This is a genomic window from Mesobacillus jeotgali (genome assembly GCF_014856545.2).
In the GTDB taxonomy this organism is placed as follows: domain Bacteria; phylum Bacillota; class Bacilli; order Bacillales; family Cytobacillaceae; genus Mesobacillus.
The window spans coordinates 3,062,272-3,085,172 of sequence record NZ_CP109811.1 but is presented as its reverse complement, the minus strand read 5'-3'; the positions used below and the strand labels follow the sequence as shown (position 1 = coordinate 3,085,172).

Genomic DNA, 22,901 nt, shown 5'->3' with positions numbered 1-22,901 from the left:
ACGAGGTGAACGCTATGAAGGTCCGGAAAAGCATGCAAGAGATTTTGCAAGAACTAAAGGTTAGTGAATCGGTAAAGAAAAATATAGTCCACTGGCATACGATTGAAGAGAGAGAAGCCCAAACGGAAGAAATGCCAGAGGAATTAAGCGGTGTATTAAGAAATGCACTTGAGAGACGGGGAATTTCCCGCCTGTATACACACCAGAAGTCTTCCTATGAGCAAATCATGAAGGGGCAAAGCATAGTGGCAGTCACGCCGACTGCTTCAGGGAAAACATTGTGCTATAACCTGCCAGTGCTTCAATCGATCATTAATGATCCGAATGCCAGGGCGCTGTATATGTTCCCGACAAAAGCGCTGGCCCAGGATCAGAAAAGTGAAATCAATGAATTGATCCAGGAGGCGGAGCTGGCAATCAATAGTTATACATATGACGGAGACACTCCTTCTAATATCCGCCAGAAGGTCAGGAGAGCAGGGCATATCGTTATAACAAACCCGGACATGCTCCATTCTGCGATCCTGCCGCATCATACAAAATGGGTTTCCCTTTTTGAAAACCTGAAGTATGTCGTCATTGATGAATTGCATATTTACAGGGGGGTCTTCGGCAGCCATGTGGCAAATGTCATTAGAAGATTAAAGAGGATCTGCAATTACTATGGAAGCGATCCTGTTTTCATCTGTACTTCCGCTACGATTGCAAATCCGCTTGAACTGGCCGAGGGTCTTACTGAAAAGGATATGGTCCTGATTGACAATAATGGAGCTCCTTCAGGAAGGAAGCACTTTTTATTTTATAATCCGCCAGTCGTCAATATTCCGCTGAATGTCCGCAGAAGTGCAACGCTTGAAACCAGGAGGCTTGCAGGTGAATTTTTGAAAAATAAAATCCAGACCATCGTGTTTGCAAGAAGCAGGGTGAGAGTCGAAATCCTGCTTACTTATCTACAGGAGCTGGTCAAACACAAGCTGGGTCCAAGGGCAATCAGAGGATACCGGGGCGGCTATCTTCCGACAGAAAGGCGCGAAATTGAAAAGGGCCTTCGTTCAGGTGACATATATGGGGTAGTGAGCACCAATGCGCTTGAACTTGGTGTCGATATCGGACAGCTTCAGGTATGTATCATGAACGGTTACCCGGGAACGATTGCGAGTGCCTGGCAGCAGGCAGGGCGGGCAGGACGCCGCCACGGTGAATCGGTTGTCATCATGGTGGCCAGCTCCAGCCCGCTGGATCAATACGTTATCCAGCATCCAGATTACTTTTTTAATCGCAGTCCGGAAACGGCAAGAATCAACCCGGACAATTTGATTATCCTAATTGATCACATCAAATGTGCTTCCTATGAATTGCCTTTCAAAAAGGGCGACACTTTTGGTGCTGCTGAAATTGAAGAAATACTGGAATATTTGACGGAAGAGCGTATCCTGCACCAGAACGGAGACAAGTGGTTCTGGATGAATGACGCTTTCCCGGCACACAATATCAGCCTGCGTTCAGCATCACAGGAAAATGTCGTGATCATTGACCAGTCAGATGTAGCAAATGTAAGGGTTATTGGCGAAATGGATACTTTTTCAGCGATGACATTGCTGCATGAAGAAGCCATTTATCTCCACCAGGGAATACAATTCCAGGTGGAAAAGCTTGATTGGGAGGAAAAGAAGGCGTTTGTCCGCGAAGTGGATGTCGATTATTTTACCGATGCGAACCTTGCTGTCCAGCTTAGCGTCCTTGAAGAAGATAAAATCAGGGGCAATGAAGAAACAGAAATTGGCTATGGCGATGTCAGTGTCAGAGCAATGGCAACGATTTTCAAGAAGATCCGGTTTGAAACACATGAGAATATTGGTTCAGGACCAATTTTCCTTCCGGAAGAGGAGCTTCACACAAGCTCAGCATGGATATCACTGAACAAAGAACTGTCGGAGTTCGGCCATGACCGGCTTGAGGAAGGGCTGATTGGGACATCCCAGGCACTAAAGCATATCGCTCCATTATTCGTAATGTGCGACCCTTCTGACGTTCATGTTGTCCCGCAGGTCAAGGCGGCTCATAATGAAAAGCCAACGATCTTCTTTTATGACCGCTACCCTGGAGGGATCGGGTTAAGCGAAAAAATATATACCGGAATCGAAGAAATTCTGAACCAAACTAAAAAAATGGTCATGAATTGCCAATGTGCCGACGGGTGCCCATCTTGCATCGGAACGGATACATCATCTATTCATTCAAAAAATGACGTCGTAAAATTACTGGATTTATTCCTTAAAGCGGCTGTGTAGGGAAGGAGGGGGAATATGAGTCTCAAGAATAAATTGAACAGGCTGAAGCCACATATAAAAAGCGGAGTTGAAAAGCCCAAGGCCGAACCGGTAAAAGCGGAAGAAGCGCCGGAAATCCCATATCTTGATGTCTGGCAGCAGGAGCAGGTATCCCCCTTCTATTTTGACGGACAATATTGCCTTGTCAGGGAAGTGAGTTATCCACTGGACCAACAGCACGGTCATTACCAATTCGGCGATTTACTGGAGGCTGTAACACTGTGGAACAAGGAGCAGACAAAGCATCCGCTTTCTGCAGTTGGGCACAGCCCAGCCGACCTGGTATTTTTTGATACCGAAACAACAGGGCTTGGGGGAGGGGCAGGCAATACCATCTTCCTGCTTGGCCATGCGTCCATTTCAGGGAATTCATTGAAATTGAAACAGCATATCCTGCCAAATCCAGGAGCGGAAGTAGCTCTTTATCAGAGCTTTTTAATGAATGCCGATTACACGACATTGGTTACATACAATGGCAAGGCTTTCGATTGGCCACAGGTCAAAACGAGACACACCCTTGTTCGTGACCATGTGCCTAAGCTGCCTTCCTATGGCCATTTTGATTTATATCATGCTGCCCGGAGGTTGTGGAAGCATAAAATTGAGCGGATGAAATTAAGCATTGTCGAACAAGAAGTACTAGGTCTAGAAAGAAAGGATGACATTCCTGGCTTTTTGGCACCAATGATTTATTTTGACTTTCTGGAGAGGAAAAACCCCGAAGGCCTGATTGGAGTCATTAAGCACAATGAAACGGATATCCTGTCACTTTTGACTCTTTATACACATTTAACCTTTCAGATTCTTGGAAGGGACAGGACACAAACATCGAGGGAAACGTTCGAGGTGGGACGATGGTTTTCCTATCTTGGTGAATCAGATAAAGCGAAGCAGACGTTCAGTGGACTTCTTGATGAAGGAAATGAGGAAGCGATCTCAGCTAAGCATGCACTTGCATTTGAGTATAAAAAGCATAAAGAATGGCAAAAAGCGGTCGAGCTTTGGATAGAAAGTGCAGCTAAAGGGACGAAAAAGCAGCGGAAAGAAGCGTGCATAGAGCTGGCCAAACATTACGAGCATCGCGAGAAGAACCTAGAACTGGCGATGAAGTACTGCTCTCTTGCTGAAGAAATACACCGCGAAGAAAAGAGTACAACAAAAAAAGACATGATTTTTACCATTGAGCTCGAAAAAAGGATACAGAGGATTTCCCGAAAAGAATTTCCCGGGCAAGCGCAGAATTCGCCAAAATAAATTGGTTTTATGCCAGGTTTCGTCAAGGAATCTTGAATTGTAACAAAATTTTAACATTTTTCCTTTTAAAACCTGTAATATCCTGTTGTATGTATGGTTTCGACGTTGTAAAATGTAAAATTGTATGGTGTTAAAAAACAGTATAATTTTACGGGGCTGGTTTGATGTATAAAGCGGTATTAGTTCTATATTTTGTTGTAATTACACTCATCGCTGTGATCTTCAGCGGGTTGAAGGACAACTTTTACACATTCCTCTAGGAAATATCAATAGTGACTGCACTGTAATTTCTCTTGAAAAATAGGTGTTTTCATTAGTACAAGACGCATGACTTCTTCATAGGCTGATAATGTAAACAATAAGTCTAAATGAAAGGAGTTATGCACTATGCACTGCAAGCCGACACATGTATTGCCAACAGTAGTTCATCCTACAAAGTGCTGCACGAACCATAACTTTACAAACAATGTGGTTCCGCATGTTCATCCAACACACACTACAAACGTAAACCACATTAATTACGATCATGTCCATTATTTCCCGCAGACACAGTCCACGGTTAATCAGGTGACACACCAGAATCATTATGGCGGACCTGGTCCGGTACCAGGCGGAGTGGCTCCAGTTGGCCCGAGACCGCGCCCGGGATTTGGCGGTCCAGGATTTGGTGGACCAGGATTTGGCGGTCCAGGATTTGGTCGATAAAATGACTTTAAACAAGGGCTCCTAAAGCCCTTGTTTTTTTAATATTTAAGGTGTAATAATTCCTGTATATAGGGAATACCTCTAATATGGAGTTTTTGTTTCAATAATAGATTCAAAGGAGATTATATGGTAAAAGTAGCTGCAATATCTGGTTATAAACCTTTTGAACTTGGCGTGTTCCAGCATAATCATCCGTCAGCAGAATACATAAAAATTGCGATAAAAAAAAGCTTGCTTCCTTTAATTGAAGAAGGCCTGGAATGGGTGATGATAAGCGGACAGCTGGGTGTCGAATTGTGGGCTGGTGAAGCGGTTTTCGAGCTGCAGGAAGAATATCCCGAACTTAAACTTTCTGTATTCACTCCTTTCCTGAATCAGGAGGAAACTTGGAAAGAAGCCAATAAGGAGTGGTATGAATCAGTGCTTGCTGGCGCTGACCATGTTGATTCCATCACTAAAAAGCCTTATGAAAAACCGTGGCAATTCAGGTTGAAGAATCAATTTTTTGTAGAGAAAAGCGACTTGTTGGTCCTGCTTTATGATCCTGAAAAAGAAGGCAGCCCAAAATTTATATATGAAACAGCAAAAAAATATCAAGAAACAAACGATTATGAGATAAGATTAATTACATTGTACGATTTACAAATGGCGGTTGAAGAGGAACAATTGAAACAGCAGGATTTTTAAAATTACTCATAAATAAGTTTAATAAAAGAAAAATTGACAAATCCCCTTGTTTTTGAAAAAATAAATGTGACGATTGGGGTATATTGAGGTGAATGGAATGCTATCCGATAAAATACAGTTAACTGCTAAAGATATTTTAGAAAAAGAATTCAAAACAGCAATGCGTGGTTACAAACCGGAAGATGTCGATAAGTTTCTTGATATGATCATTAAGGACTATGAAGTGATGCAGCAGGAGATCGAAGAGCTTCAACAGGACAATCTTCGCCTGAAAAAGCAGCTTGATGAAGCTTCGCGCCGACCAAGCACACAGGCTGCCGGTACAACGAATTTCGATATCCTTAAAAGACTTTCGAATCTTGAAAAGCATGTTTTTGGGGATAAACTTTACGATTAATCCAGCATCTGCTAGTTTTTGAAATGTATTACCATTGCTTTTCAAACCTATATTTCATATAATGTTTCTTGTAGCTGTTAATAACGTTCGGGTAATCGCTGCAGTTCTGCTGCAGAGGAAAGTCCATGCTCGCACAGGCTGAGATGCCTGTAGTGTTCGTGCCTGGCCAATTCATAAGCCAGGGCAGTCGGGCTCACGCTCGGCTGACGGCCGGGAAAATGCCTAAGTCGGCAACGATATGGCATGAATACCTATAAAAGTGCCACAGTGACGGAGCCTTTCGAGAAATCGGAAGGGTGGAACGAGGTAAACCCCACGAGCGAGAAACCCAAACGATGGTAGGGGCACCTTCCTGGAGGAACTGAACAAAGGGAAGGACAGATGAGTTCTCATCTGTAGATAGATGATTACCGCCGGAGTACGAGACTTTTGGTCGTTTGCAGTACGAAGGTACAAAACATGGCTTACAGAACGTTATTAATGGATTTGTATGAGTGTTTACTAAAGCTCTCCTTTTGCCAGGAGAGCTTTTTTTATGTATATTAAGTCTATTGGGCAACTTAATAATGGAGTACATAAGATTTTGGATATAAAGGGTGAAACGATGAAAAATTTTGATATAATCGCAACCTCGGCGATGGGCCTAGAAGCAATCGTCGCAAAGGAAGTCCGTGACCTAGGGTACGAATGTCAGGTGGAAAACGGGAAGATCACTTATAAAGGGGACGCCAGGGCGATAGCCAGAAGCAATATGTGGCTCCGTACCGCTGACCGAATTAAAATCAAAATCGGCGAATTCAAGGCTTATACCTTTGACGAATTATTTGAAAAAACGAAGGCTCTCCCATGGGAGGAATTTTTACCTGAGAATGCTGAATTTCCTGTTTCGGGCAAGTCAGTGAAATCCAAGCTTTTCAGCGTATCCGATTGCCAGGCAATCGTGAAGAAGGCTATTGTTGAACGAATGAGAAAGTCATACAAAAAAACAACTTGGTTTGAAGAGAACGGCCCGTTATATAAAATAGAAGTTGCCCTCCTGAAGGATGTCGTAACACTGACAATCGACACCAGCGGAAGCGGTCTGCATAAGCGCGGTTACAGGTCTGGCCAGGGGGAAGCTCCATTGAAGGAGACTCTTGCAGCTGCCCTGATCATGCTGACCAATTGGAATCCGGACAAGCCTTTCGTCGATCCGTTCTGCGGGTCAGGAACGATTCCGATTGAAGCAGCATTAATTGGTCAAAATATTGCACCAGGCTTTAACAGAGAGTTTGTATCAGAGAGCTGGCCTATTCTTCCTGATTCTGTTTGGGAAGAGGTTAGGCTGGAATCAGAGGATCTTGCAAAATATGATCAGCCTTTGGACATCAGCGGCATGGACATCGACCATCGCATGGTAAAAATCGCTGAAGAGAATGCTTTTGAAGCGGGGCTGGGCGATTTGATTTCCTTCAAGCAAATGCGTGTCCAGGACTTTACTACAAAAAAAGACTATGGGGTCATCGTTGGCAACCCGCCATACGGGGAGCGACTGGGTGAAAAGAAAGCAGTAGAAGAAATGTACAGCCAGATGGGCAAGGCATTTGCTCCGCTTGACACATGGTCCATTTACATCCTGACATCCAATGAGGACTTTGAACAAGTATACGGAAAACCAGCAACAAAGAAGCGTAAGCTGTTCAATGGGTTTATTCGAACAGATTACTATCAGTATTGGGGCAAACGCCCTCCAAGAGTTGATAAATAAGACGCAGCCTCCTGTATATCAGGAGGCTTTGTTATTTAAAAAAATGAAATATGAAACAGCCTTTAAAAAAGCACTAAGGCTAACCTGTAGGAATAAATAAGGTGAGAACGGCATAAAATACATTTAAATCTGTATTTCGTATGAACGGAGGGATGGCAATGAATTATTCTTTTATCGACTTCCAGCGGATCTCAAAAGCTCTTTCAACTAGTACAGAGGCATTGCGTAATGAATTCCAGGCTGATGAACTCCAGCTGGCTGAATTGCAGGAAGCAGAAAATAATTTCCGTCAGGCATTGTCATTTGGCCTTTCAAATCCTAAATAAGCCAATGCAAAGAAACGCTTGGAGCGCCCAAGCGTTTTACTTTGTGGTTGGTTATGAAACTTTCATGTATACCCTGATTAAAACCCCTGAAGCAGTCTTTTTCCATCCTCGGTCATCCGGTCAGGTGTCCAGGCTGGCTCCCACGTCAATTGGACGTCTGCATGGTCAATTTCCTCCATGCCTTGTACGCAATATCTAATGCCGCTGGCGATGCTGTCATGAAGTGGACAGCCTGGAGTTGTAAGTGTCATTAAGATTCTAGCAGTGCGGGGTTCTGGAACTTCTATTTCATAGATCAAACCTAAATCTACTACATTAATATTCAATTCTGGGTCGATTACAGTTTTTAAATTCTCCCTGATTTTTTCCAGTAATTCAGTCATTCTAACTCCTCCTTAAATAGTTACTACTTTGGCGATAATATAGCTGAATAGAACAGACCCGATAACAATCAATCCCTGGCCAATGTAAAAGACCGGCATCAACTTGACGATGAATGAGAGTATTAGAAGGATGGTGCCGGCAGTGAACAAGATGAAAAGCGGCAGTGCCAGTTTCTCGTCCATCATGTCCTTCAACGCAGGTACCTTCTTTTTGCCGATTTCCTTGCTGTATTTATGAGTCCACCACAGGAATGGAACGATCTTATATAGATAACCAATGATACTGAATGCAATCCATGCGACTAAATATAGTAAAATAATCGGACCTGCCATTTTTGGAAGAAGATTTGCGGCGCTTCCAGTAAAAGCAGCAAAGTGGACTAAAGCCCCGCAACCAATCGCGAATAATGCGAACATGAAGGGACGGTCAAGCTTCTTCTTCACACGCTTTTCAATGATCATTTTGACATGCCAGGTGAAAACCATGAACCCAGCAAACAGCATGAGAGTTCCCAGGACTTCAAACAGATGGCTGCCCGATAAGAAGGAAGAGATCAAAAGGATTATTCCAATAACATAAACACCGAAGACATGTAGTGCCGGTTTCATGGAATACCCATGTGAAAGTGAGAACATAGGAACCATTTTATAAGAAAAACCAAAGATCAATAATGAGAACCAGCCTACTGTTCCTAGCAGGATATGCGTTTTAAAAATAGCTTGATAATACTCTGATGCAAAACCTGTCTTCATGCTCAGAACCAGTGTAATACCAAGTGAAATGGTAGCAAGCAGAGAAAATAGTGCAGTTCCTACGAATAAAGTTAGGATATTGGGCTTTGCCTGGCTTTTAAGCGTCATGAACATTTGGAAAATGAACATCAGGATGCCGAGCAATGTCAGGAGTCCCGGAATTAGGGCATTCTCTGGCTGAAAGTACAGAGCAGCTGCAAAAGATATGATACCTACAGTCGTTACCCCTAACTGCCAGAAACCGAATTTCTCATTCCAGATCGGTGTCAGGAAGGCGACTGGGACCAGCTGGTACATTGAACCCATAGCGACCATCAGTGCCCAGCCTAGCACGAAAAGATGTGCAGCAGACCAGATTGCCGGCAGTCGGAACACACCGGAAACAAGCAGGTCACCGTTCAGCAGGATCAGCAGCTGTGAAAGGATCAATGCCAGCATGCTGAAGCCGATGAAAGAAAAAGGAAGTTTAATATTTGTCTCGTTACCGCTGCTTTGCTGAAACACTTCAATCACCCCGCTTTTCGGGAAATAGTCACTCGATAACTGCCATCTTCTTGCTGTTCAGTCAAGTATAAAAAACCAAGTTCATCCAGCTGCTCGAACAGGAACATCGGCCGGCGGTCATTAATGATGATAAGCGTCTCTCCTGGTTCAAGCTCTTCAAGCTTAGCCAGCGTCCTGATCATCGGCTGTGGCGGTTCAAGCCCCCTATTGTCGAGTATCATCTTACTTCCCTCCTGTTTTGGTAAAAGTGATTTTATAATGTTTTGCTTCGATTTTTTCAACTTCGTGCTCAAAGCCCTTTGCTTTTAATACTCCATATAATGGGACAGGCTTGAAGGGAGCATGGAGAACCAGGCTGTCATTCATTTGCAGCTCGCCAATAGCTTCCATGATTTTTTGAAATGGCTCCAGCTTGTTATTGATATCCTCCCGCACGTCCAGTTCAATTGTTCTATGTTCCATATCGTTCAGCTCCTTAATACTGTAGTTGGTATGATTAAATGATAATCATTTTCACTATTTTCTGCCGTGATGCTCATCACTTAACCTCAGAAATTTTGTTCTTCCTGTTAAAACAATTCTTGATGCAATTTTTCATGGTCAATCAGATAGTAGCCGTCAGGATCCAGACTTAAGTAATCTTTCTTCTTTAAATGGTTGATGGTTCTGCTGACCGTTTCCCTGGAAGTACCGATCATATTGGCAAATTCCTTATTGGTAAAATGGGTGGTCAATTTAAATCCATGTTCCTTCTTTTCTCCATTTGTCTTGCATAGACGGAGTAACAGCATAATGATCTGTTCGTAAGTATTGTGAAGAATCTGTTCCTCGAGCCTGGCCTGCAAATCGATGATTTTCTCGCCAAGGACACGGAATAACTTAATAGAAAGTTCAGGATAGGCAACCAGGATCTCTTCAAATTTGGAGATTGGTACGATGATCATCTGTGTGTCCTCCATTACTTCCGCGTGAGCTGGATATTGACCTTTCCTGAAGAATCCGGCGTGAGGGAACATTTCACCGGATTCAAGGACTGATACGATTTGTTCCCTGCCAGACGAGTCTGTTTTATAAATCTTTACTTTACCTGAATAGATGAAGAAAACCCGGTCAAGCGGATCTCCCTGCATGAAAGCATACATTTTATTCTTAAAGAATCTTGGCTGGGCAATTTCAACAATAGGGTCCAGCTCTTCTGGTGACAATTCTTTGAATATAGGAACTTCTTTTAATTGCTGTCTGATTTGAGATATATGCATATCAATCTGCTCCTCTATGATTTTGATTAAGTATCTGCTTTAAATTTTATCAAGGGAAAGAGGAGGGCTAAGTGACTTGAATCATATTTTGACGTTTTTATGAAAATAATTATCATTGCTGTGGGAAATATCACACCCAACAAATGAGGAACTTCACAAACTCAACATCGCTTTTCCCTTTATGCTTAGGGTGTAAATATAACAGGGAAGGGGATGTATGGTAGATGGAACTCCAGCATGGAACATCCACGAAGGCAGTGGTCAAGAAAAATAGAAACTCACTGTTGAAATCCGTACTCATCATTACATTATTACTAAGCTTTACAGTACTCCTGACAGGAGGTTACTGGATCTTTAAAGATATGGCTCCAAGGCCGCTTGAAGCCACAAGCGCAAAGGGAGAAGTCATCTTAACAAAAGAAAGCATCATGGGAGGGCAGGCTGTCTTCCAAAAGTATGGTCTGATGGATTATGGAACTGTATTAGGGCATGGATCCTATATGGGACCTGATTATACTGCAGAAGCTTTGAAGATTTATTCTGATGGGATGCAAGACTTCAGGGCAAAGGAGAAATACGGTAAAGATTTCGAAGGCTTGGCAGAGGATGAACAAACAATCATCCGAGACACTGTCATGAAGGAAATGCGTGAAAATCGTTATGTACCTGATACAGATAAGCTGGTGCTGACAGACGCACAAATATATGGGCACGAAAAGGTAAGGGAATTTTATCATACTATTTTTACTGAAGGTGACCAGTGGGGTCTAAAACCAGGGCTAATCCAGGAAAGGCATATGCCGGACGGGGAGCGCGCCTGGGTCTCAAAGGGTGATCAGATTGAACAAATCGCTGATTTCTTTTTCTGGACAGCTTGGCTATCAAGTACAGAAAGACCTGACGATGATATAACTTATACAAATAACTGGCCATATTATGAGGACGCAGGTAACACCATGTCATTCTCGGCGATCTGGTGGAGCGGGGCGAGTGTAACCATTCTGATCCTGTTCGTAGGCTTGATCCTGTTTGTCTTCTATCGCTATCATTTGGGAATGCAAGAGGCTTATACAGCGGGTAACTTCCCTAAAATCGATTTGAGGAAGCTTCCGCTTACATCTTCACAATTGAAAACGGGTAAATATTTTGCAGTTGTATCCGTGCTGTTCTTTGTTCAGGCAATGTTCGGAGCGCTGCTGGCACACTATTATATTGAGCCTGATAGTTTCTTTGGAATGAAATGGGTCCATGATATCCTGCCTTTCAACATTACAAAAGGTTTCCACTTGCAGCTCGCGATTTTCTGGATTGCAACAGCGTGGCTTGGAATGGGAATCTTCATTGCTCCGCTTGTAGGCGGACATGAACCAAAACGCCAGGGATTACTAGTCGACATTCTTTTCTGGGCATTAGTAGTGCTTGTAGCCGGCAGCATGATTGGCCAATGGCTTGGTGCAAACGGCTACCTGGGTAACAATTGGTTCTTATTAGGCCACCAGGGCTGGGAATATCTAGAGCTGGGACGTTTATGGCAGTTCATACTTGCGACCGGAATGCTGATCTGGCTGTTCATCGTATTCCGCGGAATCAAGAGTGGTTTGAAAAGGGAATCAGATAAAGGCGGGCTGATTCACCTATTGTTCTACTCAGCTATCGCCGTACCGGCATTTTACTTCTTTGCCTTCATGATCAATCCAGGCACACACTATACCTTTGCTGACTACTGGCGCTGGTGGATCATCCATCTATGGGTTGAAGGGATATTCGAAGTTTTCGCAGTCGTTGTCATTGGTTTCTTAATGGTCCAAATGAAGCTTGTCACGAAAAAATCAACAATAAAAGCATTATACTTCCAATTAATCCTGCTGATGGGAGCAGGTGTCATCGGCATCGGCCACCATTATTATTACAATGGTTCTTCAGAGGTTTGGATCGCACTGGGCTCTGTATTTTCTGCACTTGAAGTCATCCCATTAACCTTGCTCATCCTGGAAGCATATGAGCAGTACAAAATGATGAGGGATGGGGGAGTCGATTTCCCTTACAAAGGTACATTCTGGTTCTTGATTTCAGTAGCGATCTGGAACCTGGTTGGTGCAGGGGTACTCGGATTCCTGATCAACCTGCCTGCAGTAAGCTTCCTTGAACACGGTCAGTTCCTGACACCAGCACACGGCCACGCGGCGATGATGGGTGTGTATGGAATGTTCGCAGGGGCAGTATTGATCTATTCATTGCGCAATATTGTTAACCCTGAAAAATGGAGCGACAGGTGGGTTAAATTCATTGTCATCATGCTGAATGTAGGCTTGGCCGGAATGGTATTCCTGTCATTGCTGCCAGTCGGGTATCTACAGTTAAAAGAAGCGTACTTCAATGGCTATGCAGCTTCACGTTCATCCCAGTTCTTGCAGGGAGAAACGGTTGAAATGCTGCTGACCTTGAGATCAATCCCTGATACAATCTTCTTGATTGGTGTTGCTGCGCTGGCAATATTCAGCGTAAAAGCACTCTTCAATCTCCGTAAAGTGACACATAAAGAGGGAGAACAGCTGCCAGTAAAAGATTTGGCTGTTGATGAAGACTAAATAGGAAAACCGCAAAGCTTCATCGCTTTGCGGTTTTTATTATGATTTTAGTTCTTCTTCTTTTTCGCATTCAAAACAAAGTACTTTCCCATCTTTATGTACACCATTCAAAAATCCATCCAGGCAAAAAATCTCTTTTCTGCAACGATCGCAGCTGCCAACTAACTCTTTCAAAAAAATCGCCTCCTTAACTTTAAGTTTCGCTCTTATAAAAAAAGTTCCTTTATTTTTTCACAGGGACTATCAATAATTACTAATCTTCTTGAATGAAAGAAGTCATAGTCAAACTGTGACCGCGCTCACTACGAGGTGATTAGATGGGATTTATAATAAAAATGTAAAGAAAATCAGACTTAAAGGAGAGAGTGAAATGACTTTCAACGTTATTATCAATGTACCTGATTATGCACCACGGGATAAACACCCTACGATATTCAATCATTTTGATTCTCTGAAAAAGGGAGAATTCATGCAAATTGTCAATGACCACGACCCTAGACCGCTGCAATACCAATTCATGATGGAGCGCGCGGAGTCATTTTCATGGGAGTATCTTGAAGAAGGCCCAGAAACATGGCGTGTGGCGATCGGCAAAACGAAATAATAATCCAGAAAACATTCTAGTAATCTATTAAACAACAGGTTCGCCTGTTGTTTTTATTTTGTTCGGAATCCTTTAAGTTCATAAAGAACTTAGCTTCACCGTTCAGCTATTTTTAGCGCGGGCTTTTTGATTTTCCTGAACGTAAATTTCAGAAAAGTATGATAAGATAGACTGGAAAGAGATAAATGGGGTGAAATGAATGAGTGAAGTTATGCAAACAGAAAAGAGATTTTTGGACTATGTCAAAAAAATGGCTGCCTATGGAGAGGCGCTTTCTTTGATTTATTGGGATTTACGGACTGGAGCCCCGAAAAAGGGAGCTGGCCAGCGTTCTGAAGTCATCGGGGTACTGTCTTCCGAGCTGTTTAACATGTCAACATCAGAAGAAATGGCGTCATACATAGCACGACTTTCAAATGAAACAAGTTTATCTGAGATTACCCGTAAAACGCTGGATGAGTGCAGAAAGGATTATGATCGCAATAAAAAAATCCCTGCAGAAGAATATCGTGAATATGTGATTCTTCAATCAAAAGCCGAAACTGTTTGGGAAGAAGCAAAAGCAGAGTCGGATTTTGAAATGTTCAGACCGTATCTTGAAAAATTGGTGGATACCACTAAGAGATTCATTGGTTACTGGGGATATGAAGGGAATAAATACAACACCTTGCTCGATATGTATGAACCTGGAGTAACTGTTGAGGTTTTGGATCAGGTGTTTGGAGACCTTCGTGAAAAAATTGTCCCGCTTGTACAGCAGATTTCCAGTTCAACTGCCAAACCTGAAACAGAGTTCCTTTTTAAGCATTTTCCTAAAGAAAAGCAGCGTGCTTTCAGCCTAGAGATCCTAAAGCAAATGGGATATGATTTTGATGCTGGCCGCCTAGATGAAACGGTTCACCCATTTGCGATGGGATTGAACCCTGGAGATGTTAGGGTTACGACGAAATATGATGAAGCAGATTTCAGGACAGCTGTTTTTGGTACCATTCATGAAGGAGGCCACGCTCTTTATGAACAAAACATTTCTGAAGAGCTAATCGGAACTCCTTTAAGTTCTGGCACTTCAATGGGCATTCATGAATCACAGTCGCTTTTCTATGAGAACTTTGTGGGGCGCAACTACTCCTTCTGGAAGCATAACTACAGCCTGCTGCAGGAATATTCAGACGGCCAGTTTTCCGGAGTGGACGTTGAGGATTTCTATCGTGCTGTCAATGAGTCAAAGCCAAGCTTAATCAGGATCGAGGCAGATGAGCTGACATATCCACTGCATGTTATGGTACGATATGAAATTGAAAAAGGCTTGTTCAATGATGAGATTGAAGTAAAGGACCTTCCGCAGATCTGGAATGATAAATACGAACAGTATCTCGGCATCAGGCCGGAAAATGATGCACAGGGTGTGCTCCAGGATGTACACTGGGCAGGAGGCAGCTTTGGCTACTTCCCATCCTATGCTTTAGGCTATATGTATGCAGCGCAGTTCAAGAATGCCATGCTCAAAGATTTGCCTGACTATGAGGAACTCCTCGAACAAGGAAACCTTCAGCACATTAAAGAGTGGATGACTGAGAAAGTCCATAAGCATGGAAAGATGAAAAAACCTCTTGAAATATTGACTGATGTAACTGGAGAGGGACTCAATGCTCAGTACTTAGTAGATTATTTATACGAAAAATACAATAAAGTATACCAGCTGGTCTAGTAAGACCCTTTTTTAGAAAATAAGATGGCAGCCTTCCTGCCATCTTTTCTTTCAGAAGGGAATTAATAAAATAATTCCTTGTGGATAACTATATAAGTTTTTTAAATCCAGCTCCAGCGCCTAGCCCCTCGAGACGCTTCGATCCGCCCACTGAAGTCAAAGAACGACTTCACCGGTCGGCCCTCCAGCGCATGTCGGGGCTGACCAAGGCGCTTACGCTTTTTGTTAGTGTGGTGAATGTATGTACGGGAAATTGCCTTATTTTATGATCGCATTTGCTGCGGCAATGTGGGGCCTGATTGGTTTTTTTGTTAAAGGTCTGAATAGTGCCGGGTTCAGTGCCATGGAGATTGTGGCCATCCGTGTGGTGACCGCTGCCATTATATTGGTTTTGGTGGGTATGGCTTTTTACCGAAGTCATCTAAAAATCAGGGTGAAAGACTTGTATCTGTTTGTGGGTACAGGGATTTTAAGCATTGTGTTTTTTAACTGGTCTTATTTTACGGCAATCAACTTGATGAACATCCCGATTGCTGTAGCTTTACTGTATACTTCTCCTGCTTTTGTTGCGGTGTTATCATTTCTTTTCCTGAAAGAAAGCATTAACCGGAAGAAGTTGTTGGCGATTGTCATGACAGTCATCGGCTGTACACTTGCCGCAGGCATCACAGGGCAAGGGGGAACGTCGTTTTCTGTCTCCAGTATCCTTATTGGCTTAGGGGCAGGGTTCGGCTACGCTCTTTACAGCATATTTGGCAAGGTGGCATTAAGGCGGTACCATCCTTTTACGGTCACCTTGTATACTTTCCTTGTGGCTTCGGCTGCACTGGTTCCGACAACTGGTATAGTCAGCAAGACTGCTGTCCTTTTCACCGGGAATGCGTGGCTTTATGCGATAGGGTTAGGGATCTTCCCGACTGTGATTGCCTATTTCGCATACTCCTGGGGCCTTGAAAGGACAGAAAGCAGTACTGCTGCAGTAGTTGCTACACTGGAACCCGTCATAGCCACCATGCTGGGAATATTGGTGTATGGTGACAGGCTGGGCGGTCTTCAGATGCTCGGATCCGCGTTGATTATCATATCTGTCATATCTATCAACATCTCATTTCCCATCAGGAAGCAAAAAAAGCACTTCACTTTGTGATTCATTCTCTTTTGAAGTGGGGAACATAAACAATTAACAGAGAGGAGCCTGGTTCAAACCCAAGCTCCTTTTTACTGTTTTAATGAAAGCATTTTTAGTAAGGCTATTGCTGATTTTCGAGTGCGAACGAAAATTTTTAAGCGGAGAATTTCCGGCTATTGCATACAAAAGAAGCTTTAACGCAGAAATAGGCGGAGGTATTCCGATTAACTGCTAGAAAAATGACAAAATCAAATGATTTGGGTCAAATAACCGGAAAAACCCCCCTTATTTTTAAGTAATTATGGGTCGTTTTCAATTTAAGCGGAATTTTTCCGTTTATTTTTCATAGTTGAGTATTCTTTAAGTGAATTTGGCTTAAATCCACTTTCTTAGACATTTTGGAGCTGCTTCCTCTTTGAAATGTCTATTAAAACTGCTTTCTTAGACATTGAGGCTGCTTCCTATCCGAAATGACTTAAACCAGTATAACAAGAAACACAACATTCAGTTATAACAGCAATTTAGCTTTTGATGTACACATTGATTTTTTAGCGAAAAATGTATATATATCAGGGGGCAACTAGACAAAGGATTATCTTTTGTGATAAATTATTACAGTAAAAAACCTTTGAAAACTGCATATTTTTAAATCGATGAAAAGGAAAGTAGTTTTTGCTATATTCGATAGCGAGCCGGGGACGGTGGAAGCCTGGTGATGAAGCATGGATGAAGAACACCTTTGAGTTCTAACCGAAAGGGATATCGTGAGTAGGCTTAGACGTTTCCAGAACGTTATAGACTGGGTTGTGCAGTAGTAAAGTTGGTCATTTTATGACAATTTGGGTGGTACCGCGGAAGTTCAGCCTTTCGTCCCTTTTTTAGGGGATAGAAGGCTTTTTTTATTGCAAAAAATTACATAGGGAGGCTAATTATGATTAAGACCGTAGTAAAAGATTTATACAGGAATCAAGAAAATTTTACAGACAAAACTGTTCAAATTACAGGCTGGATCCGTACTCTTCGTGATTCAAAAACCATTGGCTTTATGGAGTTGAACGATGGAACATTCTTTAAGAGTGTACAGGTTGTTTTTGAGGATACCCTTGATAACTTCAAAGAAATTACGAAGTTGCCTATCAGTTCTTCTGTTTTAGTAGAAGGTGAATTTGTCCCAACTCCTGAAATGAAGCAGCCGTTTGAAATTAAAGCGACAAAAATTATCGTTGAGGGATTGTCAGATACAGATTATCCTATACAAAAAAAGAGACATACCCTTGAATATTTGAGAACAATCGCTCATTTACGTCCTAGAGCGAACGCCTTCTCAGCCGTTTTCAGAGTAAGGTCTCTTGCATCCTATGCCCTTCACAAATTCTTCCAAGACAAAGGTTTTGTACATGTACATACACCGATTATTACCGGAAGCGATACTGAAGGAGCCGGGGAGATGTTCCGTGTAACATCAATGGATTTGAACCAGCTTCCAAAAAACGAAGAAGGAAAAGTGGATGAAAGTGCAGATTTCTTCGGCAAAGAAACCAACTTAACCGTGAGCGGTCAATTGAACGCAGAAAGCTTTGCTCTTGCATTCCGCAATGTGTATACCTTTGGCCCGACATTTAGGGCAGAAAATTCAAATACCGCACGACATGCCGCAGAATTCTGGATGGTCGAGCCGGAAGTTGCCTTTGCAGAATTGCCGGATATCATGGACCTGGGAGAAGAAATGGTCAAGTATGTCATTGATTATGTTTTTGAGCATGCACCAGAAGAAATGGCCTTCTTCAACAGCTTTGTTGATAAAACGCTTATTGAAAGATTGGAAAATGCATTAAAATCCGATTTTGGAAGGGTTACTTATACTGAAGCGGTTGAATTATTAAAGAGCTCAGGTAAGGAATTTGAGTACCCTGTTGAATGGGGTACGGATTTGCAAACGGAACATGAACGTTATCTTAGCGAGGAAATTTACAAGCGCCCTGTCTTCGTAACCGATTATCCGAAAGAAATCAAGGCATTTTATATGCGAGCAAATGAGGATGGCAAGACAGTTGCTGCGACCGACCTTTTGGTTCCTGGTATTGGCGAGTTAATCGGCGGCAGCCAGCGTGAGGAAAGAGAAGAAATCCTTGCAAATCGAATCAAAGAACTTGGTATGTCTGAAGAAGATTACTGGTGGTATCTCGAGCTTAGAAAATACGGAAGCACTAAGCATTCCGGATATGGTATAGGTTTCGAGAGACTTGTTATGTACCTAACCGGGATGAAGAACATCCGCGATGTTATTCCATTCCCGCGTACACCAGGAAACGCTGATTTTTAATTAAATAGGTAAAAAACGAAAACAGGATGCTGATGCATCCTGTTTTTTAATATTAAATGCTGTTATGAACAAAAAAACAGGGTGTGAAATCTTTTACAATTTCATACCCTGTTAATTTTTCGCTTCTATACTCAAGAAGAGAACTTCTAGAAGAATTTATATCCTTTCGACCCGATCGGTGCATTTTCGATCATATCGATGAACGGTATCGTGTATGCGAAAAGAATCAAAAGAACAGTGATGCCAAGCCATAGCTTCCAGTTTTCAAATACCATCGGAGTTTTTTCTGCTTGGTCAGCAACTTCTCCAACAGGGAATTCTTCTTCCCCTTTAGGTGCGAAGAAAGCAAGATTGATGAAAATGTACAGCATCAGGATGATTCCAAGGAACAGAATAGATCCGCCAACTGCCTGTGCTACCTGGTAAGGAATCCATTCAGCTGCTTGCTCTGAACCGCCGTATGTTGAGAATGAAGAACGGCGTGGAGCGCCTAGCAGGCCGGCTGCGTGCATCGCGCCGGACATGAATGTCATACCGATTGCCCAAACAATCCCCTGGATAATGGCTAGTTTATTCATAGCCTTTGTCAAAACTCTTCCAGTCAGGTGAGGGACCAGCCAATAAGAAATACCAAAGAAAGTCAGGACGACAGAAGTTGCTAGTGTTAAATGGAAGTGTCCTGTAACCCAGATTGTGTTGTGTACTACCTGGTTCAGCTGGTGGGAAGCGTTGACTAGTCCGCCGGCACCAGCAGGGATGAATGCTAGCATACCTATGAAAGGTACTGCAAATCGGGCATCTCCCCAAGGAAGCTTTTTCACCCAGCCGAATAGGCCGGTAGATCCTTTAGAACGGCCAAACATTTCAAATGTCGCAAACAATGAGAATGCGGTCATTAATGATGGGATGACAACTAGGAATGTCAAGATAACCTGTAGGAACTTCCATGCTGGGTCAATGCCTGGTTCCATTAACTGATGGTGGAAACCAACAGGAATCGAGAACAACAGGAACAGAATGAATGACATCCTTGCTAATGAATCAGAGAAAATCTTTCCGCCAATGATTTTTGGAACGATTGCGTACCAAGCCATGTATGCAGGCAGCAGCCAGAAATATACTAGCGGGTGGCCGAAGTACCAGAACAATGTACGGCTGACCAATACATCTACACGCTCTACAAGGCCCAGTGACCAAGGAAGCAATTGGAATAGTACTGTTGCAGCAACACCAATCGTCGCTACGATCCACATAAGTGTGTTGACGAGTGACATGAAAGTCAACAGCGGGCTAGGCTTTCCAGGATTAGCTTTTCTCCACGAAGAGTAAGCCATGATGATTGCAGCGCCGTCAATCCAGCTTCCGACGATCACAAGCGTAAGACCTAAGTAAAAGAGTGCGTGGGCTTGTAATGGTGCGTAGAATGTATAAAGAACAGAAGCCTGGTTTGTCAGGATCATGATAGCAGCCATTACAGTACCGATTGTCATCGTCCAGAAACCAATCCAGCCAGTCTTGCGTTGCTTATTTGTTAATGTTCCGGATGTTTTGCTCACAAGAGAGAGCTGGAATCCCATAATGAAAAATGTTGTAAGCACGAGTCCAAGTACGACACCATGAATGGTCAGGATTTGATAATACCCAGTCCATGAAGGTAATTCGAATTTTCCAGAACGGACTAGTGTCTGGAGCAAACCGGCAAGACCACCGATTGCAAGAGCGATGAAAGCTACATAAAAGTGGGCCATTGCCAATTTGCCGTCCCGGCGGTCAACCTTTGGATTAATTGATTTTGTATTCATTATTCAACCACCTCGATTTTAGACGACATCATGTGGTGGCCGACACCACAATATTCATTACAAACAATCAGGTAATCGCCAGCTTTGTCAAAAGTTGTAACGAACTCACTGATGTATCCAGGCTCAAGCATCATATTGATATTAGTTCCTGCAACCTGGAATCCGTGAATCACGTCTTTTGTCGTCGCGATTACTTTCACTTTAGCTCCTAGTGGGACTTCAACCTGTCCAGGGTTGTAGGCAAATGCGGATGCTACAAAAACAAGTTCGTAGTCCCATTCTTTCCCTTCAACCTTCTTCAGTCCAGGCTTATCGAAAGGTGCTGTAGTATCTACCTTTTCAGGATTGATTGTTGCCAGACAGCTTGGAGGCTGGTTGCCTAAATAGAAGGCGCTCACTCCAATAACGGACAGGAATACGATTAACGTCGTAATTCCAAATATCAGCCAGATCTTTTCAAATTTATGAATATGCATAACTTCTTTCTCCCCTTTTGGTCTCTCTTAAAAACGATTTACAAACAATAAATAAACGCCTACCCATGTAGCGATTAAAAAGAATCCTAACAAGAAAACGGATGCAAGTGTTCCTTTCAAGGAAGATTGTTCTTCCACCTTCGTATGTGTTTTTTTCCCGATTCCAGGCTGAGCCATCCCGGTCCACTCCCTTCGTAAAAAATGTTCGTTTATAAATGATGAGTACATTCTCATAATACAAAACAATTTGGAAACGTAAATATGGTTTCATACAGTTCACAAATTGTTCATACCTGACATATTTACTATGTTAATGGTGAAAACGCGTCAATACAGTGATTTAAGTCACATGTAACGAGGGGTAAATGTGAATAATCTGTGAATACATTTATGTGAGGATATGAGCAATTAGTAGCCTATCAAATACAGGATGTGACAGAACGACTTGACTTTTTAAAAAAAGCAATGAGAAAAACAGGAATCACCATTCCGCGTTTAGCTAATAAACTAATAGAAAATGGATCTTTCAGGAAGTGGTTTTAATGCAGAAGTTTTACTGTGAACATTGCCGCCTCATATATGATGAAATGAGATTATGTAAAAAATGTGGGGGAGCAGCGGAAAAACAAATCTGGATTGAGGTACAAAAGCAGTCCAACGAAAAATAGCACCTTTTTTGGTGCTTTTTCTTTCGGTGAAGCTCTTTTTGATTGTGCCTGTCAGTCAAGCATTCTAATTGAATGCCAGGCGATTGAACCTGATTTTCCTGCGAACTATGTTAAAATGAAGTCAATTTACAGCGGGAGGATGAAGTGAAATGTTTTTGCCATCTTTTGATTTGAAAGGAAAAACAGCCGTAGTGTCAGGTGCTGGCAGAGGGATTGGAAGGGCAATTGCCATTGGTCTGGCTGAAGCTGGAGCAGATGTTGCCTTACTTGCTCGGACGGAGCAAGATCTTAATGAAACTTCTTCGATTATTGAGAAGTTAGGAAGGAAAACGCTCGTACTGCCGACAGATGTGACAAAAAGGGACCAAGTACATAATTCGATCTCTGCAGTAAGTTCTGAATGGGATAAGATTGATATACTAGTTAACAATGCGGGTATGAACATCCGTTCAAAGGCTCTGGAAGCAACGGATGAAGAATGGCAAACGATCATGGATACCAACCTAAAATCCGCTTTCATGATGTCCCAGGAAGCAGGAACAATTATGAAGGAACAGGGCTCAGGAGGCAAAATCATCAATATTGCATCTGTAGCAGGACAAGTAGCCCTTAGGACTGGTGTTGTATATGCAGCGACTAAAGCAGCCCTCATGCAGATGACAAAGGTGCTCGCTATGGAATGGGGAGAATACGGTATCAATGTGAATTCAATCGGTCCATGGTACTTCAAAACGCCGCTGACAGAAAAGCTATTGGCCGACGAAGCGTATGTGCAGGACATCCTCGCAGTTACACCATTAAAGAGGATCGGGGAGTTGCCTGAACTTGTAGGGCCAGTGGTATTCCTAAGCTCGGATGCCGGGGATTATGTAACTGGACAAACCCTGTTTGTCGACGGTGGAATGACGATTCATGGATTTTGATTGACTGACTTCATGCAAGTATTGAGTATTAGTTGAGCACTGCACTGTTTTAGATGCTATTTAAGGTAGAAACTTTAAAGCGGGTGGATTTACTTGCAAAAGGAGATCTTGCTGTTCTGCTTGAAAGGTACCCTTATAGAGGGGAAAAGCCATGCATAAGGGTATCATTAGCCGTGAAATTTTCCCATATAGAAGTTCTCCATAATCCTAAATATGGGATTAGGGTAAAATCGGTAAAAGCAGAAAGTCTGCATAGAAATATATTGTCAACTGGTAATGATTTTATAATGTACAAGGCTTGAGTCCATTGTATAATGAACTTGCACAGCAACTCC

22 protein-coding genes, 1 other RNA gene and 1 other annotated feature are annotated in these 22,901 nt (G+C 42.7%); of the genes, 14 read left to right on the top strand and 9 right to left on the bottom strand.

Annotated elements, in window-relative coordinates; genetic code table 11:
• Nucleotides 1-14 precede the first annotated feature (14 nt).
• From FOF60_RS15815 to FOF60_RS15775, 8 genes are all read left to right on the top strand, one after another.
• On the top strand, nucleotides 15-2,291 hold the full coding sequence (locus FOF60_RS15815) for a DEAD/DEAH box helicase (RefSeq protein WP_192470426.1): 2,277 nt from the start codon (nucleotides 15-17) through the stop codon (nucleotides 2,289-2,291).
• Between the two features lie 15 nt (nucleotides 2,292-2,306).
• Nucleotides 2,307-3,584, top strand: a complete 1,278-nt coding sequence (locus FOF60_RS15810) for a ribonuclease H-like domain-containing protein (protein WP_192470427.1) — start codon at nucleotides 2,307-2,309, stop codon at nucleotides 3,582-3,584.
• A 387-nt stretch (nucleotides 3,585-3,971) separates the two neighbouring features.
• Nucleotides 3,972-4,289, top strand: a complete 318-nt coding sequence (locus FOF60_RS15800) for a CotD family spore coat protein (protein WP_084135366.1) — start codon at nucleotides 3,972-3,974, stop codon at nucleotides 4,287-4,289.
• Between the two features lie 126 nt (nucleotides 4,290-4,415).
• Nucleotides 4,416-4,976, top strand: coding sequence for an SLOG family protein (locus tag FOF60_RS15795; RefSeq protein ID WP_192470428.1), 561 nt, complete (start codon nucleotides 4,416-4,418; stop codon nucleotides 4,974-4,976).
• 97 nt (nucleotides 4,977-5,073) lie between these two features.
• The gene (gpsB, locus tag FOF60_RS15790; protein WP_023627594.1) at nucleotides 5,074-5,373 is read left to right on the top strand and encodes a cell division regulator GpsB; all 300 of its coding nucleotides are present in this window, start codon (nucleotides 5,074-5,076) and stop codon (nucleotides 5,371-5,373) included.
• A gap of 83 nt (nucleotides 5,374-5,456) precedes the next feature.
• An RNA gene (gene rnpB / locus FOF60_RS15785) (RNase P RNA component class B) lies at nucleotides 5,457-5,845 on the top strand.
• Nucleotides 5,846-5,977: 132 nt separating this feature from the next.
• Nucleotides 5,978-7,120: a THUMP domain-containing class I SAM-dependent RNA methyltransferase gene (locus FOF60_RS15780; RefSeq protein WP_192470578.1), complete on the top strand. Its 1,143-nt coding sequence runs from the start codon at nucleotides 5,978-5,980 to the stop codon at nucleotides 7,118-7,120.
• A 158-nt stretch (nucleotides 7,121-7,278) separates the two neighbouring features.
• Nucleotides 7,279-7,446 carry a hypothetical protein gene (locus FOF60_RS15775; protein ID WP_192470429.1) on the top strand — a complete coding sequence of 56 codons (168 nt, stop codon included), beginning with the start codon at nucleotides 7,279-7,281 and terminating at the stop codon, nucleotides 7,444-7,446.
• Between the two features lie 77 nt (nucleotides 7,447-7,523).
• On the opposite strand, the gene FOF60_RS15770 is transcribed toward FOF60_RS15775, so the two are convergent.
• From FOF60_RS15770 to FOF60_RS15750, 5 genes are all read right to left on the bottom strand, one after another.
• The gene (locus tag FOF60_RS15770) at nucleotides 7,524-7,829 is read right to left on the bottom strand and encodes a metal-sulfur cluster assembly factor (protein ID WP_192470430.1); all 306 of its coding nucleotides are present in this window, start codon (nucleotides 7,827-7,829) and stop codon (nucleotides 7,524-7,526) included.
• Nucleotides 7,830-7,841: 12 nt separating this feature from the next.
• A complete protein-coding gene (locus tag FOF60_RS15765) occupies nucleotides 7,842-9,086 on the bottom strand; it encodes a hypothetical protein (protein WP_192470431.1) in 1,245 nt (414 codons plus the stop codon).
• Between the two features lie 5 nt (nucleotides 9,087-9,091).
• Nucleotides 9,092-9,307 (bottom strand): DUF2249 domain-containing protein, encoded by a 216-nt coding sequence (locus FOF60_RS15760; protein WP_192470432.1) that lies wholly within the window; start codon nucleotides 9,305-9,307, stop codon nucleotides 9,092-9,094.
• Nucleotide 9,308: 1 nt separating this feature from the next.
• Entirely contained in the window at nucleotides 9,309-9,548 is a 240-nt protein-coding gene (locus FOF60_RS15755) for a DUF2249 domain-containing protein (protein WP_192470433.1), read from the bottom strand.
• Nucleotides 9,549-9,655: 107 nt separating this feature from the next.
• Nucleotides 9,656-10,345: a Crp/Fnr family transcriptional regulator gene (locus tag FOF60_RS15750; protein ID WP_192470434.1), complete on the bottom strand. Its 690-nt coding sequence runs from the start codon at nucleotides 10,343-10,345 to the stop codon at nucleotides 9,656-9,658.
• A gap of 224 nt (nucleotides 10,346-10,569) precedes the next feature.
• On the opposite strand from FOF60_RS15750, the gene FOF60_RS15745 reads away from it, so the two are divergent.
• Entirely contained in the window at nucleotides 10,570-12,933 is a 2,364-nt protein-coding gene (locus FOF60_RS15745; RefSeq protein ID WP_192470435.1) for a nitric-oxide reductase large subunit, read from the top strand.
• 39 nt (nucleotides 12,934-12,972) lie between these two features.
• On the opposite strand, the gene FOF60_RS15740 is transcribed toward FOF60_RS15745, so the two are convergent.
• The gene (locus FOF60_RS15740; RefSeq protein ID WP_264647576.1) at nucleotides 12,973-13,107 is read right to left on the bottom strand and encodes a hypothetical protein; all 135 of its coding nucleotides are present in this window, start codon (nucleotides 13,105-13,107) and stop codon (nucleotides 12,973-12,975) included.
• A 196-nt stretch (nucleotides 13,108-13,303) separates the two neighbouring features.
• Here FOF60_RS15740 and FOF60_RS15735 point away from each other — a divergent pair, with 196 nt between their 5' ends.
• The 4 genes from FOF60_RS15735 to asnS all read left to right on the top strand — a co-directional run bounded on the left by FOF60_RS15735 (nucleotide 13,304) and on the right by asnS (nucleotide 18,697).
• Entirely contained in the window at nucleotides 13,304-13,537 is a 234-nt protein-coding gene (locus FOF60_RS15735; protein ID WP_192470436.1) for a DUF2249 domain-containing protein, read from the top strand.
• Nucleotides 13,538-13,736: 199 nt separating this feature from the next.
• The gene (locus FOF60_RS15730; protein ID WP_192470437.1) at nucleotides 13,737-15,245 is read left to right on the top strand and encodes a carboxypeptidase M32; all 1,509 of its coding nucleotides are present in this window, start codon (nucleotides 13,737-13,739) and stop codon (nucleotides 15,243-15,245) included.
• A gap of 241 nt (nucleotides 15,246-15,486) precedes the next feature.
• On the top strand, nucleotides 15,487-16,392 hold the full coding sequence (locus FOF60_RS15725) for an EamA family transporter (RefSeq protein WP_192470438.1): 906 nt from the start codon (nucleotides 15,487-15,489) through the stop codon (nucleotides 16,390-16,392).
• 626 nt (nucleotides 16,393-17,018) lie between these two features.
• Nucleotides 17,019-17,252, top strand: a binding site (T-box leader).
• 53 nt (nucleotides 17,253-17,305) lie between these two features.
• A complete protein-coding gene (gene asnS, locus FOF60_RS15720) occupies nucleotides 17,306-18,697 on the top strand; it encodes an asparagine--tRNA ligase (RefSeq protein ID WP_192470439.1) in 1,392 nt (463 codons plus the stop codon).
• 146 nt (nucleotides 18,698-18,843) lie between these two features.
• On the opposite strand, the gene FOF60_RS15715 is transcribed toward asnS, so the two are convergent.
• Genes FOF60_RS15715 through FOF60_RS15705 form a run of 3 tightly spaced genes read right to left on the bottom strand, consistent with a single transcriptional unit; the run spans nucleotide 18,844 to nucleotide 21,152 of the window.
• Entirely contained in the window at nucleotides 18,844-20,499 is a 1,656-nt protein-coding gene (locus FOF60_RS15715) for a b(o/a)3-type cytochrome-c oxidase subunit 1 (RefSeq protein WP_192470440.1), read from the bottom strand.
• Nucleotides 20,499-20,975, bottom strand: a complete 477-nt coding sequence (locus tag FOF60_RS15710; RefSeq protein WP_192470441.1) for a cytochrome c oxidase subunit II — start codon at nucleotides 20,973-20,975, stop codon at nucleotides 20,499-20,501. Before FOF60_RS15710 ends, FOF60_RS15715 begins: the two co-directional genes overlap by 1 nt.
• Before the next feature lie 27 nt (nucleotides 20,976-21,002).
• The gene (locus tag FOF60_RS15705; RefSeq protein WP_192470442.1) at nucleotides 21,003-21,152 is read right to left on the bottom strand and encodes a cytochrome c oxidase subunit 2A; all 150 of its coding nucleotides are present in this window, start codon (nucleotides 21,150-21,152) and stop codon (nucleotides 21,003-21,005) included.
• Between the two features lie 640 nt (nucleotides 21,153-21,792).
• Here FOF60_RS15705 and FOF60_RS15700 point away from each other — a divergent pair.
• Nucleotides 21,793-22,566, top strand: a complete 774-nt coding sequence (locus FOF60_RS15700) for an SDR family NAD(P)-dependent oxidoreductase (RefSeq protein WP_192470443.1) — start codon at nucleotides 21,793-21,795, stop codon at nucleotides 22,564-22,566.
• Nucleotides 22,567-22,901: the final 335 nt, after the last annotated feature.